General features: G+C 63.6%; 13 protein-coding genes and 1 tRNA gene. 12 read left to right on the top strand and 2 right to left on the bottom strand.

The window, feature by feature from the left end; all coding sequences use genetic code 11:
• Positions 1 to 168: 168 nt before the first annotated feature.
• The 6 genes from ACOOEX_RS17805 to ACOOEX_RS17780 all read left to right on the top strand — a co-directional run bounded on the left by ACOOEX_RS17805 (position 169) and on the right by ACOOEX_RS17780 (position 5,007).
• A tRNA-Leu gene (locus tag ACOOEX_RS17805) sits at positions 169 to 255 on the top strand.
• A 219-nt stretch (positions 256 to 474) separates the two neighbouring features.
• Positions 475 to 1,473, top strand: coding sequence for an AraC family transcriptional regulator (locus ACOOEX_RS17800; protein WP_420396080.1), 999 nt, complete (start codon positions 475 to 477; stop codon positions 1,471 to 1,473).
• A 118-nt stretch (positions 1,474 to 1,591) separates the two neighbouring features.
• Positions 1,592 to 1,879, top strand: coding sequence for a DUF1330 domain-containing protein (locus tag ACOOEX_RS17795; protein WP_420396079.1), 288 nt, complete (start codon positions 1,592 to 1,594; stop codon positions 1,877 to 1,879).
• A 186-nt stretch (positions 1,880 to 2,065) separates the two neighbouring features.
• Positions 2,066 to 2,893, top strand: a complete 828-nt coding sequence (locus tag ACOOEX_RS17790; RefSeq protein ID WP_420396078.1) for an NmrA family NAD(P)-binding protein — start codon at positions 2,066 to 2,068, stop codon at positions 2,891 to 2,893.
• Between the two features lie 65 nt (positions 2,894 to 2,958).
• Entirely contained in the window at positions 2,959 to 3,468 is a 510-nt protein-coding gene (locus ACOOEX_RS17785; RefSeq protein WP_420396077.1) for a DUF1772 domain-containing protein, read from the top strand.
• A 252-nt stretch (positions 3,469 to 3,720) separates the two neighbouring features.
• Entirely contained in the window at positions 3,721 to 5,007 is a 1,287-nt protein-coding gene (locus ACOOEX_RS17780; protein ID WP_420396076.1) for an MFS transporter, read from the top strand.
• A 3-nt stretch (positions 5,008 to 5,010) separates the two neighbouring features.
• Here the strand turns inward: ACOOEX_RS17780 and ACOOEX_RS17775 are convergent, their stop codons facing one another.
• Positions 5,011 to 5,892: a helix-turn-helix transcriptional regulator gene (locus ACOOEX_RS17775; RefSeq protein ID WP_420396075.1), complete on the bottom strand. Its 882-nt coding sequence runs from the start codon at positions 5,890 to 5,892 to the stop codon at positions 5,011 to 5,013.
• 194 nt (positions 5,893 to 6,086) lie between these two features.
• Between ACOOEX_RS17775 and ACOOEX_RS17770 the strand changes: the two genes are divergently transcribed.
• The 5 genes from ACOOEX_RS17770 to ACOOEX_RS17750 all read left to right on the top strand — a co-directional run bounded on the left by ACOOEX_RS17770 (position 6,087) and on the right by ACOOEX_RS17750 (position 10,383).
• Positions 6,087 to 7,115, top strand: a complete 1,029-nt coding sequence (locus tag ACOOEX_RS17770; RefSeq protein WP_420396074.1) for a hypothetical protein — start codon at positions 6,087 to 6,089, stop codon at positions 7,113 to 7,115.
• Positions 7,116 to 7,381: 266 nt separating this feature from the next.
• Positions 7,382 to 7,591 (top strand): hypothetical protein, encoded by a 210-nt coding sequence (locus ACOOEX_RS17765; RefSeq protein ID WP_420396073.1) that lies wholly within the window; start codon positions 7,382 to 7,384, stop codon positions 7,589 to 7,591.
• 72 nt (positions 7,592 to 7,663) lie between these two features.
• Positions 7,664 to 8,728 carry a phenylalanine--tRNA ligase subunit alpha gene (gene pheS, locus ACOOEX_RS17760; protein WP_420396072.1) on the top strand — a complete coding sequence of 355 codons (1,065 nt, stop codon included), beginning with the start codon at positions 7,664 to 7,666 and terminating at the stop codon, positions 8,726 to 8,728.
• A 492-nt stretch (positions 8,729 to 9,220) separates the two neighbouring features.
• Positions 9,221 to 9,634 (top strand): hypothetical protein, encoded by a 414-nt coding sequence (locus ACOOEX_RS17755; protein ID WP_420396071.1) that lies wholly within the window; start codon positions 9,221 to 9,223, stop codon positions 9,632 to 9,634.
• On the top strand, positions 9,631 to 10,383 hold the full coding sequence (locus tag ACOOEX_RS17750) for a type 1 glutamine amidotransferase (protein WP_420396070.1): 753 nt from the start codon (positions 9,631 to 9,633) through the stop codon (positions 10,381 to 10,383). The genes ACOOEX_RS17755 and ACOOEX_RS17750 overlap by 4 nt, the downstream gene beginning before the upstream one ends.
• Here ACOOEX_RS17750 and ACOOEX_RS17745 read toward each other — a convergent pair.
• Entirely contained in the window at positions 10,380 to 11,015 is a 636-nt protein-coding gene (locus ACOOEX_RS17745; protein ID WP_420396069.1) for an META domain-containing protein, read from the bottom strand. The two genes, ACOOEX_RS17750 and ACOOEX_RS17745, sit on opposite strands and share 4 nt — an antisense overlap.
• A gap of 147 nt (positions 11,016 to 11,162) precedes the next feature.
• On the opposite strand from ACOOEX_RS17745, the gene pheT reads away from it, so the two are divergent.
• Positions 11,163 to 13,583 (top strand): phenylalanine--tRNA ligase subunit beta, encoded by a 2,421-nt coding sequence (gene pheT / locus ACOOEX_RS17740; protein WP_420396068.1) that lies wholly within the window; start codon positions 11,163 to 11,165, stop codon positions 13,581 to 13,583.
• The last annotated feature ends 72 nt before the right edge of the window (positions 13,584 to 13,655 follow it).

Below are 13,655 nucleotides of genomic sequence, written 5' to 3'. Positions count from 1 at the left end.
CCGGTCTCGAGTTAGCGCCCGTGATACGCGGGCAAACCTTGCAGGACAAGGCGCAAATCGTCCCGGCAGGGGGCGGCAGAACCGCCCGCCCGGCAAGAAATCATTTTTTTGCATCGAGGCCCGTTGACAGTCCCCGACAGTGGCGATATCTGCCCCGTCACGACACCTGCCCAGGTGGCGGAATTGGTAGACGCGCTGGCTTCAGGTGCCAGTGACCGCAAGGTCGTGGAGGTTCGAGTCCTCTCCTGGGCACCAAGTTTCCCACGGACAATTCTTTCATTAGATGCGTGGTGTTAGGCGCGGCTTATCTGTCCCCCCCTTGCATCCGCCTTCCCGCACACGTCTCGCGCGAAAATCCTGCGCGCCGGATGCGCAAGCACTTCCATTTGCCGCCGCCGGCACTGGAACCCGGGTGATGCGTGCTGTGCTTTCGCCAGGCTTGGATCGCGCTATAGACCGGATTAGTCTTGCGCCATGGGTCAGGTAACGTCTCTTTTTGCCAGAAAGGTTGTAGGCGTCGCGGGCAATGCCGTCGATGCCAGGGCGGTGCTTGACTCCGTCGGTCTGGATGTCGATGGCTCGCCGGACCCTAAACACATGCTCGATGACGACGATTATTACAGCATGATCGAGCTGATGGCCGAGCAAATGGATATAACGCCTTTGCCATTGGTTGTTGCCGAGGCGATGCGCACCGATGAGTATGGCGCGCTTGGCCTTGCGTGGAAGGCTGCGCCCAATTTGCTTGGCTCTTTCTCTCGTGTGGCAAGGTATTGGCGCCTGTGGACCAGTGTCACGCAATACGAGTTGGTGCAGACCCCTCGGGGAATGCTGTTTGTGCAGCGTCGGGAAGGTCTCCGCCGACTCGGCCTGCGCATCTCGGTTGAGGCCACAATGGCGAGCGCCGTCTCGCTCGGCCGGCAAGTATCGCCGCGCCCGTTTTCACCGATCGAAGTCTATTTCCGGCATCCAGCACCAGATACTATCGCACATCACGAAGCCTATTTCGGCTGTCCCGTGCATTTCGGCGCGGACAGGGACGCAATGCTTCTGTCCCATCAGTCCCTTTCCGAGCCAAATATCCTTGGGGATGAAGGCATCACGGCGTTTCTCGAGTCTCACCTTGACCAGGAACTTGCGCAGATCGACGATACGCCCGCCTTGCATACACAGACCAAGGGCGAAATCGCCCGGGCACTGAGTGAAGGCCTGCCCAAGATGGGAGACATCGCGCGCAGGCTGGGCCTGAGCGCCCGATCCTTTCACCGACGCCTTGCCGAACACGGTCTCAGCTTTCAGACCCTGACCGAAGAAACCCGGCGCGAGATCGCCACGGCCATGCTGCAGGAAGAACGCTATTCGCTGTCCGAGATCGCGTTCCTCACCGGGTATTCCGAGCAAAGCGCCTTCAATCGCGCATTCAAGCGATGGATGGGCGTGACACCGGCGGCCTATCGGAAATCTCTTGGGTAAGTGTCTTGCGGCACGCCGCATTGGCGGCGAATGTCAAAACCTTGGCAGCCGCGGTGAATACCGGCGCCCCTCGGGCGGTCTAATCCCTGGTCATCAGCTTGATCCAAGGAGACAGAACATGACCGCACTTATCGTTGCACGTTTCGACGTAAAGAATGCCGAGAAGATGGACGCCTATGCCACTGCGGCGGGTCCGACCGTGCTTGCCCATGGGGGTGAGTTTGTTGCCATTGGCGACAAGGTCAGCGCGCTGGTCGGGAACGAAGAAAAGCACTCCATCGCCATCGTAAGCTTTCCCGACGCCGCCACGGCCAAGACATGGTTTGCCTCGCCTGAGTACACCGCCTGCAAGCCTCTGCGTGAAGAAGCTGCGGACATGCAATTCACCCTGTATGAAACCGAATGAACACATCAGGTCAGAGTGACCGAGAAGCACGGCGCTGGGCATTCCAGCGCCGTCTTTCGTTTGTGGCAACATCTTGCCCGAGATCCGATTGGCAGCGGATGTCAAAACCATGGCAGGCGCTGTCAATACCCGCAGCCCTTGGTCTTTCTAATCCTTGGTCATCAACCAGACCCAAGGAGACAGACCATGACTGATCAACCCATTCTCGTTATCGGTGCCACCGGAAAAACCAGCTCCCGCGTTGCCAGCAAGCTCGAGGCAAAAGGCGTCGCCGTGCGGCGCGGTGCCCGGCGGTCCGAAACCCCCTTTGATTGGGAAGACCCAACCACATGGGCACCCGTTCTGGCTGGCGTTTCCAAGGCCTACGTCACCTATTTCCCCGACCTTGCCTTTCCGGGTGCTGTCGAGAAGCTGGCGGCCTTTACCAGGGTTGCACGCGAAAGCGGACTTCAACACATCGTCCTGCTGTCCGGCCGTGGCGAGCATTTCGCCACCCTGGGCGAAGAGATCGTCCGCGATTCGGGCCTGCCCTATACCATCGTGCGGGCGGCCTGGTTCGCGCAGAATTTCAGCGAAGGATATCTGCGTGACCCGATCTTGGGCGGCGTGCTGCCAATGCCCGGCGGTGACATCAAGGAGCCCATCATCGACATTGACGACATCGCTGACGTGGTGGTCGCGGCCCTGACGGAAGACGGGCATATCGGCGAGCGCTACGAAGTCACCGGCCCGCGCCTGATGACATTCGCCGAGATGGCCGAGGTGCTGTCCACGACGTTGGATCGCCACATCCAGCATATCCCGATCACGTTTGACGACTTTCACGCCAATGTCGCGGCCGCCGGTGGCGACTTCGTGGCCGAGGTCTTTACGCAGATCGCCCGCGAAACGCTGGATGGACGTAACGCCCACACGGCAGATGGTGTCGAGCGCGCCCTGGGACGCAAGCCTCGCGACTTCACCGAATTTGCGCAGACCGCAATGACCGCAGGCGCCTGGTCTGCCGCCGCCTGACCCTCACCATTTGCGGCGGGAGGCATCGCTGTCCTGCCGCGCCACCCCAATCAGGAGTTCCGACAATGTCGACTGTTTTTTACTTTCTCATGCAATTCTCAATCCTCGCCTATGCCCTCGTGGGCGGCGTGTTTCTGGCCTTTTCCGATTTCATCATGCGGTCGCTCGCGCAGACCGGCGGCCATGGCGGTGTCGAGGCCATGCAAGTCATCAATCGCGAAGTGTTTCGCTGGGTCTTCATGACGCTGTTTCTAGGCATGGCTGCCGTTTCGGTCGCCGTCGCGGCCTATGGCGGCTTCGGGCTCACTGGGCCGGCGGGGGCGCTGATCATGACGGCCGGGCTGGTCTATCTGATCGGATGTTTCGGCGTCACGGTTTTCTTCAACGTTCCCATGAACGAAGCCCTTGCCGGGATGGAGACGACCTCGGGCACCGCACGCGAGTACTGGTTGCAGACCTACGTGCCGCGCTGGACCTTCTGGAACTCCGTTCGGACGGTTGCCTGCGTTGTGTCCGCCGCGCTGCTTCTCCTGGGGCTTCTCTGGATGACCCAATCACCATCAGCGACCGCGTGATGCGCATTCTCAACGCGGCAGTGCGTGCCGTTCACGCGCTGCCCCAACACTCCGGGTGACACGTGGCAAGAGCAACACAGGGGGGCACCGCGCACATGAAGATCCAGAAAAGGGTCAAGACCTTCGTGCCGCTGGTCAGGATCTTTCATGTCGTGGCGTTCGGAAATCTGCTCTTCAACTTGGAAGGCTGATCGGCACAAAACCGTGACGGCTCTTCTTTTCCCAAATCTCGAATGGCCCTAGTCTGCCCCCATGTATCGCCATCTCGTTCCCATCAGTGCCCTCCTCCTCGGTTCGGCCCTTCTGCTTTTCGCGGGTGGCATCAACAGCCTTATCCTGCCCGTACGCGGATCGGCCGAAGGGTTTTCCACCGCCGCGCTCGGCTTTCTGGGCACCGGATGGGCCATCGGTTATGTCCTGGGTTGCCTCTACATCCCGCGCCTCGTGGCCTCGGTGGGTCATATCCGCACCTTCGGGGTGATGTGCGCCGTTGCCTCCATCGCCATTCTCAGCCAGGCGCTGGTGGTCGAGGCCTGGGCCTGGATTCCGGTGCGCGCGGTATCTGGCTTCAGCTTCGCGGGCGCGGCGATGATCGTGGAAAGCTGGCTGAACGACAGGGCCGAGCCATCGACGCGGGGTCGCATCTTCGCCATCTATTCCATGGTCAACCTCGCGGCCAGCACCGCGGGGCAGATGGTCATCGCGCTTGGCGACGCGTCGGGCTTTCTGTTCTTCGCGCTTGGCGCGATCTTCTACAGTCTCGCGCTGATCCCCGCGGCCATTTCCACCTCGCAGACGCCCGCGCCGCTGACAACCGTGCGGCTCGACCTGCGCGCGCTGTGGCGCAATTCGCCCGTCGCTGTGATGGCGGTCTTTCTTGTGGGCATCTCGAACGGTGCGTTTGGTACGCTCTCGGCTGTCTATGCAGACCGGGTCGGGCTCGATCTGTCTTCGATCGCGCTCTTTGCCAGCCTGCCGGTGTTGGCGGGCGCGGTGGCGCAGATCCCCTTCGGCATCCTCTCGGACCGGATGGACCGGCGTAAAGTTCTGGTGCTGACGGGCCTTCTGGCGCTTGCCGCCGATGGCACCTTCGCCCTGTTGCAGCCCACCGACCAGATGCTGAACCTGATCCTCGCCAGCGTCTTCGGCGCGGCGATCTTCGCCATGTACCCCATCATCGTGGCCCACGCGAATGACCACGCGCCGCCGGGCACCTCCATCCAGGTTTCGGGCGGTCTCTTGATGGTCTACGGGCTCGGAGCCATCGCAGGGCCGCTTCTGGCGGGCTGGGTCATGGGGCCGCTCGGCCCGCGCGGGCTGTTTCTGACCACCATCGCGGGCCATGTGGTGATGATCGCCTTCACGCTCTGGCGGATCAGCCGCCGCGCCGCGGTGGCCGAGGAAGACAAGGGCGATTTCCAGCCCTCGGTCCCGGCCCGAATCACCACACCCGAAACCGCCGTGCTGCAGGATGGTGAGGACGAGGCCGAGCCGCTTGCGCCCCAAGCCGGGGATGAGTCGGAGAATGATCTGTCCTGATTGTCACTCCCGACGCAGCAGGTGATCGGGAGAGTCCCAGGGTTGCGCCATCGGCGGCCCCGCGCGGCGAATGCGGCCCCGGATCGGCCTGGCCGCGACACCAGCCAGCCGAATGCCATCGGAATTGGCGAAACGGGCCTGCAATTCGGCCCGCCCCCGTGTTCCGAAAAGGGCATAGAGCCCGGCGGCATATTTCTTGAACGTGCCCTGGCTGACCCCCATGGCCCGCGCTGCCTCGGCCAGCCCGGCGCCTGTCAGCAGCTGCGCCAGGGCTTCGCGCTGACGCGTTGTCAGGCCGTGCACCGGTGACTGGCTGTCGGCCAGCCGGGTGCCCACCAATCGCATCAGCCCGAGCGTCAGCACCCGCATCAGCTTGCGGTCCTCGGGCGTGAAGAACGGATCCTCGCGTCCGCGAACGCAGACATGCATGACCGAGCGCGGGGGGCCTTTTCCCCCGCGGATCGGGGCAATGGCGATCAGGAAATCCCCGATCCCGGCCTCGGCCATGTTGTCCCGGTAGAAGGCACCCCGGAAATAGTCTTCGGGCGGCATAAGATCGGTGATCGACGTCACCAGAAACTGCTTGCGCCGTGCCTGGATCGCCGCGAACAGAGGATCGTGCACATGTCGCCCAGAGACCTGATAGCGGGCAAAACTGTGTGCCTGCTCGGGCGTCGGCCAGTCCGTGGCCACGAAATCCAGCACCCCCGCCCGCGCGGGATCGTTGATGAAGGCATATTCGCCGCAATGGGAATTGATACCGCCAAACAGGTCGCGCAGCCCTTCGGCCAGGGTCTGCCGCCAGCCGGTCGGATCGTTTCCGTATCGCAGGCAGGCGTCCAAGAGCTGATAAACCTCGCGCAGATTGCGCAACGTAACATCCATGGCTGGCCCCCAACCGACCCCAATGTGACACCAAGCCAAGCGCAGTCCGGGTCAAAAGGCAATGCCGCAGCTCCGTGACCGTGTTTTTCCCCCCCTTTCGGCCCATAGAGGCGGCTGCCGTGGCGCGATACTCTCGGGTCGTCTGAAAGAAACGATGGCGCGGGGGCAGCCCCCCCGTGTTGGGGGACAGCACCATGACAAGATCTTCCTACCCGGCCGTCGCGCTGGGGTGCGCGCTCTGCTGCGCCGGTATGGCTTCGGCGAACGAAACGGTTCCCACCGTCGCTCCGCCCGCCACTTTGCCGATGGGGCAACTCGTGGGGCAGGCCAGCCTCAGCTACGGTTTCAACGACAATGTGCTCTTCGTAGCGGACCAGTCCCTGTTCTTTCCCCCGGGCGGCGAACAGGCCGCCTCCTTCGCCACCCTGAGCATCGGTGCGGCCTACGAATGGCCCGGCAGCGGCACGCTGTCTTTCGGGGTGATCGGCGGGATCAGCGCGACCCGCTACTTTGGCGACCAGCCCGCCGGAATGCCCCCCGGCACGGATGACCCAAGCGCCTACTCCAACGCTGCGGTCTCGGCCACGCTCTTTGCCCGTTACTCGCCGGGCGGTCCGGGCGGGCGGCTTGAAATCCTGCCAAGCTACACGTTCCGCCACGAAAGCGACGCCGATGTCGAGGCCCTCGGGCTGACCAGCCATCAACTGCGTCTGGATGCGCGCTACCAGGCCTCGCCTCAGCTACGCGTGGACGGGCACCTGCTCTACCAGAACAATGATTTCAGTGTCGTCTTCCCGCAGCCCACCCGCGACCGAGATGCCGATTATGCCGAGGCGGGGCTCGGACTTGTCTATACGAGCGCACCCGGCGGGGTGGCCTTCCGCGCCGGGATCGCTCTGGAACACAATGATGCCAATGGATCGGACTGGTCCTATGACGGGCTCCGCCTCAGCGCCGGGATTAGCGGCCCGCTGGCGGCCAACCTCTTTGGGGCGCTCGATGTCAGCATATCCGACCGCGATACCGGCATGGGCTTCACCGATCTGGTGGCGGGCGGACGCGCGGACCAGACCGTCACCACCCTCACTGGCCGGTTGGTCTATCGCCTGAGCGAAACCGGCAGCATCACCGCAACCGTCACCTACCACGACGTCAGCGCTAACAACCCCGCCTTTTCCGGCAACAGCCTGACAGGAGCGATCGGCTATGCCTTCCAGTTCTGAACTCCTGAAGGCAAGCAGAAGGCTGATGCGTCCTGCCGGATTAGCCGTGGCGCTGGCTTTGGTGCTATCTGGCTGCGCAGGATATTCCTGCACCGAGGACTCGGCACTTGGCTCCTACTACGACGGGGATGGCAATTTTGTCGGTTGTGGAACCCCGGATTGGGTCATCGATTTTCTTTTCGTAACGGCACCGATCTGGTCGGTATCATCCCCATGAGCATTCAGGAGCAAAACAGAATGCGCAGGGCCCCGGAGGGCGTGAGGCAATGCTGAGGACACCGGATCAAGGAACGACGCGCAGCCGCATTTCCCGGATCGGATGTGGGGTTGCCCTTGTGGCAGTTCTGTTTTTGCCGGGGTGCGACTGCCACGACCGGGACGCATACGGCAACTGCGCGACCCCGACCGTCACCTATGACCTGCCCATAGCCCTGTTGCTGTTCAGCTCCACCACCTGGGCCATCTCCTCAGACTGATCCGCCGCTCGCCGCTTGCATTCCGGGCCTTGGCTGGCTAGCAGTCTTGCCGAAGCGACGAAGGGCGAGACCATGGACGATTTGCGCGAAAAGTACCTCAAGGCCATTGCCGATGTGGCCGATGAGGCCGGGCTGGAAGATCTGCGCGTGCAGGCCCTTGGCAAGAAGGGCGAGATCAGCCTGCAGATGCGAGAGCTTGGCAAGATGACGCCCGAGGAACGCCAGGTCGCGGGCCCGGCGCTGAATGCGCTGAAGAACGAGGTCAACTCCGCCATCGCCGCCCGCAAGGCCGCCCTTGGCGATGCTGCGCTGAATGAACGCCTTCGCGCCGAATGGCTCGACGTGACCCTGCCCGCCCGCCATCGCCGTCAGGGCACCATTCACCCGGTCAGCCAGGTCACCGAAGAGGTCACCGCAATCTTCGCCGATATGGGCTTCGCCGTCGCCGAAGGCCCGCAGATCGAGACCGACTGGTACAATTTCGACGCGCTGAACATCCCCGGCCACCACCCTGCGCGGGCCGAGATGGACACGTTCTATACGCATCGCAAAGAGGGCGACAATCGCCCGCCCCACGTGCTGCGCACCCACACCTCGCCGGTGCAGATCCGCTATATGGAAGCCCACGGCACCCCCTGCCGCGTGATCGCGCCGGGCCGCGTCTATCGCGCCGATTACGACCAGACCCATACGCCGATGTTCCACCAGGTCGAGGGGCTGGCCATCGACAAGGACATCTCCATGGCGAACCTGAAATGGGTGCTGGAGGAATTCTTCTCGGCCTATTTCGGCGCCAAGGTCCGTACCCGCTTCCGCGCCTCGCACTTCCCCTTCACCGAACCGTCGGCAGAGGTCGATATCCAGTGTTCCTGGGAAGGCGGCACCGTGAAGGTGGGTGAAGGCGACGATTGGCTGGAGGTGCTTGGGTCGGGCATGGTCCACCCCCATGTGCTGCGCTCCGCCGGGGTCGATCCGGACCAGTGGCAGGGCTTTGCGTTTGGGATGGGCATCGACCGGATCGCCATGCTGAAATACGGCATCCCCGATCTGCGGGCGTTCTTCGATTCAGACCTGCGGTGGCTGAGGCATTACGGGTTCAGCGCGCTCGACGTACCGGCGGTGCATTCGGGGGTGTGAGGTCCATTTCGTCAAGTGGTTCGATAGGATGGGTGTTCACCCAATACTGCCGTGGCTAACTCCGCCCGCGCGGAATCAAGGCCGAAGGCCGCCGCGCATCGCCGGGCCGCCCCCCGGCACGGCGATTTGTCTGCCACCTGCGTAAAGCTCCAATCACCCGCGGATCTTGCCGCCATAAACCACCCCGCCCCACCGTGGGGATCGCCGCACCGCGGCCCGTCGATGCGCGGCTCGGGCGGCTGACACCTGCACCCCCTCCGATCCATAGCACCTCCCTCTCACCCCGCGCGGGGGAGGGGCCTTCGAAGGCCCTTTCAAAGAGGTTTCGAAACCTCTTCCCCGCGCAAACGGCATGGGCGGGGCCTCTATCAGATCGCCGTTTTGTCTGCACAGGGGGTGTACGCATGGCACCCCCCTCTTTTCGGGCATTCCGCGCTTTGCCAAACCCGCGTCCCGCGCTAGGCTTCCTCGTCCCCAACCCGGAGCCTGACCATGCTGAAATCTCTCACCCCCGCCGTCCTCGCCCTGACCCTCGCCGCCCCTGCGCTGGCCGATGAGGTCTGGTCCTCCGACACCGGGGAAATCGTCTATCTCGCCGATGAATACGGCGCCGCGATCCTCAGCTTTTCCGACTATGGCGGCCTGCCGGGAGAGCTGATTTTCCCCGGCCTTGCAGGCAATTTCACCGATCGTGGCGTGCATCATGGCTACTGGGTGGGCCAAAGCGACATGCAATGCGCCGCAGCCCTCGGCCGCCCCGGTGGCATGACCAGCCTGACCTGGGGCCGTGCCGTGATTGCCTTCGATGAAATGGGCTTTCCGTCCGCCTTCACCGTGCTTCTGGGTGATTGTGACGAGGACCTGACCCGGTCCCTCAGGGCCGAGCCCATTGTCGGTGGTCAATGAAAATCCTGATCGTCGATTCCAATCCACCCGAGCTGCCCATAGATGATGTGCGAACCTTTCGGGAGGTTGTGCAAGCCATTGATCCCGCAATAGAAATCACGGTTTCTAACCCCTATGCCGATCCCGATGCGATCCCGGATCTGGAGGGCGTGGATGGTGTGATCTTCACCGGGTCCGGTGTGGATTGGGGCGTGGACGACCCCCGCGCCGCACCGCTGCGCGCCGTCGCCCGCGCGGTGTTTGACGCGCGGCGGCCCGCCTACGGTTCCTGCAATGGTATGCAACTGGGCGCGTATATGTTCGGCGGTGCGGTCGGCACCTCGCCCAATGGCCGTGAAGACGGGCTTGCGCGCGACATTCACCTGACCGACGCAGGCCGCGACCATCCCTTTCTGGCGGGGCGGCAGGATGGCTATGCGGTGCCCTGCGTGCATCGCGACGAGGTCACACGCCTGCCGGAGGGCGCGGTTCTGCTGGCGGGTAATGCCCATTCGCCGGTGCAGGCCTTTGCCTATGAACAGGACGGACAGCGGTTCTGGGGCGTGCAGTATCACCCCGAGATATCGCCGCGCTTGATGGCCGCGATCCTGCCGCATGTAGGGGACTACCCGGATGCGCTTTGCGAGGCGTTCCGACGGGCCGAAACAGATGCGGGCGCGGCCCGCCAATTGGGGGCCGCGCCCGGTGATTTGCAGCCGGATCAGCGGGTTACCGAGATCCGGAACTGGCTGGTCAGTCTGTCCGCCTAGGGCGCTTCGACACGCAGGGCAAACTCGGCCAGCTTGTCACCTTCGCCGTCCAGCAGCACCAGCATTTCGGGCCCCATGGCCACAAGGGAAGCACTGTCCAGAACACGCATGAAGGCGTTTTCAAGATCGCCCAGGGGACCAAGGCAACCCATCTGGGTCATGCCATATTCGGCCGAAGCGATCAGGCCATCACGCATGGTGATTTCTCCGAACATCCGATTGCAGCCTGCATAGGCACTGAACGAGCCGTCGATATCGACATTGAACTCGGTCACGGCCAGCAGATCGGCATCGAAAGACAGGGGCAGGGCCTCGTCATCCATGATTTCGGTCAGCGTCCAGCCCCCTGCGAAGGGGATCGGATCGCCGTCTGCATCTTCCACCAGAACCGGCGGTTCCAGAGGATGATCCGGCACAGGATGGCCAAGCATCGCCGCCTGCGGAAAGCGCTCAGCGGCCATGTCACGGATAAAGGCCTCGGCCATGCCAAAGGCAGACCCTTGCGGCATGGGATTCGCAAAGGCGGAGGGCCCAGGGAAATGACCCTGCTGAATGATCACCATGTCCGCATGGGCAGCGGGCGCGGCGAGAAGGGCCGCCAAAGCGGCGGCACGGATCGTAAGGGGGCGCATGAAAGCTCCTTTCAGTTGGGGTGCAACCCCCGCATCATCGCTTGTGTGTCGGTTGAGCGTGGCACAGGGTTCAATCTGCGCCCGCCGCTTCCATTCCGTCCGCAACTGCGCTAAGCGCGGGCGGGACAGACGCAAGGGACGAAAACGATGAAATTCACCCTCTCCTGGTTGAAGGACCACCTGGACACCACCGCCTCGCTGGACGAGATCTGCGAGGTGCTGAACGATATCGGGCTGGAGGTCGAAGGGGTCGAAGATCGCGCTTCGCGTCTGAAGGAATTTACCCTCGCCAAGGTCACCCATGCCGAGAAGCATCCCGAGGCAGACCGCCTGCGCGTGTGCAAGGTGGAGACCGATGAAGGCGAGATGCAGATCATCTGCGGCGCCCCCAATGCGCGGGCCGGAATCACCGTGGTTCTGGCCAAGCCGGGCAGCTATATCCCTGGTCTCGACATCACCATCGGCGTCGGCAAGATCCGTGGGATCGAGAGCTACGGCATGATGGCGTCGGAACGCGAACTGGAGCTTTCCGACGAGCATGACGGCATCATTGAACTGCCCTCGGGCGAGGTGGGTGACCGTTTCGTCGACTGGCTGGCGGCAAACGATCCGGCCAAGGTCGACCCGGTAATCGAGATCGCCATTACGCCCAACCGGCAGGACGCCCTTGGCGTGCGCGGCGTGGCCCGCGACCTGGCCGCGCGCGGCCTTGGTACGCTGAAGCCGCTCGATGACGTGACCGTCCCGGGCCAGTTTCCGTGCCCGATCGGGGTCAGCATCGACGCCGACACGCTGGATGATTGCCCGCATTTCACCGGCCGCCTGATCAGGGGTGTGAAGAACGGTCCCTCGCCACAGTGGCTTCAGGACCGTCTGCGCGCCATTGGCTTGCGGCCCATCTCGGCTCTGGTCGATGTGACGAACTTCTTCACCTACGATCAGAACCGCCCGCTGCATGTCTTCGACGCCGACAAGGTCAAGGGCAACCTGCGGGTGCACAAGGCCAAGGGCGGCGAGACGCTGGTCGCTCTGGACGACAAGGAATACACCTTCGCCGCTGGCCAGATCGCCATTTCCGATGATGAAGCGGTGGAAAGCATCGCGGGCATCATGGGCGGCGATCCCACGGGTTGCACCGAGGAAACGGTCAACGTTTTCCTTGAGAGCGCCTATTGGGACCCGATCCGCACCGCCTATACGGGCCGCGATCTGAAGATCCATTCCGACGCGCGATATCGGTTCGAACGCGGCGTCGACCCGGAATACACCCTGCCGGGGCTGGAAGCGGCCACGCGGATGATCCTCGATCTCTGCGGCGGCGAGGCGTCGGAGGTTGTCGAAGCGGGGGCCGCGCTCAATACCGCGCGCAGCTACAAGCTCGATACCGCGCGGGTGATCAGCCTTGTGGGCATGGAGATCCCGAAGGAAGAGCAGGCGCGCATCCTGACCGCGCTCGGCTTCTCGGCAACAGGCTCCGGCGACGTTCTGGAGGTCTGGGTGCCGTCCTGGCGGCGCGACGTGCAGGGCGAGGCGGATCTGGTGGAAGAGGTCGCGCGGATCGCGTCCCTGACCAAACTGGAACCGCAACCGCTGCGCCGCCCGAAACCGGGCGTGCCGAAGGCTGTTCTGACGCCCATGCAGCAGCGTGAACGCGCGGCAAGGCGGGCGGTGGCGGCGCTTGGCTACAACGAATGCGTGACCTACAGCTTCATCGACAAGGCCTCTGCGGCGCTCTTTGGCGGGGGCACGGATGACGTGATGCTGGAGAATCCCATCTCCAGCGAGATGAGCCATATGCGCCCCGGTCTGTTGCCCGGCCTGTTGCAAGCCGCCGCCCGCAACCAGGCGCGCGGGTTCATGGACCTCGCCCTGTTCGAGGTCGGCGCGGCCTTTCACGGGGGCGAACCCACGGAACAGCATTTGCAGGTCGCCGGACTGCTGATCGGCCAAAGCGGCCCGCGCGATCCGCATGGCACCCGTCGACCGGTCGATGTCTTCGACGTGAAAGCGGATGTTGAGGCGGTGCTGGCTGCCATGGGCGCGCCCGCCAAGGTGCAGATTCTGCGCGATGGCGATGGCTGGTGGCATCCGGGCCGTCACGGGCGCATCTGCCTTGGACCGAAGAAGACGCTTGGCATCTTTGGTGAGCTGCACCCCAAGGTGCTGGCGGAAATGGATGTGAAGGGGCCGGCGATGGCCTTCACCCTGTTCCCTGAGGAAATCCCCATGCCGCGCAGCGCTGGCGCGAGCCGCGGCGCGCTGGATATGAGCGACCTTCAGGCCGTGGAACGGGATTTCGCGTTCGTGGTCGATGCGGGCGTAGAGGCGGTGAACCTTGCAAATGCCGCTGCTGGTGCCGACAAGAAGCTGATCGAGGATGTGCGCATCTTCGATGAGTTCGCCGGCGAGAAGGCCGAGGCGCAGATGGGGGCGGGCAAGAAATCCGTCGCGCTGAGCGTTCGGATGCAGCCTCGTGACAAGACGCTGACCGAGGAAGAGATCGAGGCGGTGGGCGCGAAGATCGTCGAGAAGGTCGCGAAAGCCACGGGCGGGGTGCTGCGGGGCTGACCGGTTTCGCCGCGCGTCGCGCGTCGATCCGCCGGGGGGCGCTGCCCCCCGGACCCCCCGAGGTATTTGGGC

The organism is Nioella sp. (genome assembly GCF_965215655.1).
Lineage (GTDB): Bacteria > Pseudomonadota > Alphaproteobacteria > Rhodobacterales > Rhodobacteraceae > Nioella.
Note: the sequence above shows the minus strand (reverse complement) of the source record. Positions and strands in the feature narration are given on the sequence as shown.

Excerpts from the sequence above, each read along its gene's own strand:
- ACOOEX_RS17800 (WP_420396080.1), top strand. The coding sequence starts at position 475 with ATGGGTCAGGTAACGTCTCTTTTTGCCAGAAAGGTTGTAGGCGTCGCG.
- ACOOEX_RS17780 (WP_420396076.1), top strand. The coding sequence starts at position 3,721 with ATGTATCGCCATCTCGTTCCCATCAGTGCCCTCCTCCTCGGTTCGGCC.
- ACOOEX_RS17775 (WP_420396075.1), bottom strand. The coding sequence starts at position 5,892 with ATGGATGTTACGTTGCGCAATCTGCGCGAGGTTTATCAGCTCTTGGAC.
- ACOOEX_RS17790 (WP_420396078.1), top strand. The coding sequence starts at position 2,066 with ATGACTGATCAACCCATTCTCGTTATCGGTGCCACCGGAAAAACCAGC.
- pheS (WP_420396072.1), top strand. The coding sequence starts at position 7,664 with ATGGACGATTTGCGCGAAAAGTACCTCAAGGCCATTGCCGATGTGGCC.
- ACOOEX_RS17745 (WP_420396069.1), bottom strand. The coding sequence starts at position 11,015 with ATGCGCCCCCTTACGATCCGTGCCGCCGCTTTGGCGGCCCTTCTCGCC.
- ACOOEX_RS17755 (WP_420396071.1), top strand. The coding sequence starts at position 9,221 with ATGCTGAAATCTCTCACCCCCGCCGTCCTCGCCCTGACCCTCGCCGCC.
- ACOOEX_RS17750 (WP_420396070.1), top strand. The coding sequence starts at position 9,631 with ATGAAAATCCTGATCGTCGATTCCAATCCACCCGAGCTGCCCATAGAT.
- ACOOEX_RS17765 (WP_420396073.1), top strand. The coding sequence starts at position 7,382 with ATGCTGAGGACACCGGATCAAGGAACGACGCGCAGCCGCATTTCCCGG.
- pheT (WP_420396068.1), top strand. The coding sequence starts at position 11,163 with ATGAAATTCACCCTCTCCTGGTTGAAGGACCACCTGGACACCACCGCC.
- ACOOEX_RS17785 (WP_420396077.1), top strand. The coding sequence starts at position 2,959 with ATGTCGACTGTTTTTTACTTTCTCATGCAATTCTCAATCCTCGCCTAT.
- ACOOEX_RS17770 (WP_420396074.1), top strand. The coding sequence starts at position 6,087 with ATGACAAGATCTTCCTACCCGGCCGTCGCGCTGGGGTGCGCGCTCTGC.
- ACOOEX_RS17795 (WP_420396079.1), top strand. The coding sequence starts at position 1,592 with ATGACCGCACTTATCGTTGCACGTTTCGACGTAAAGAATGCCGAGAAG.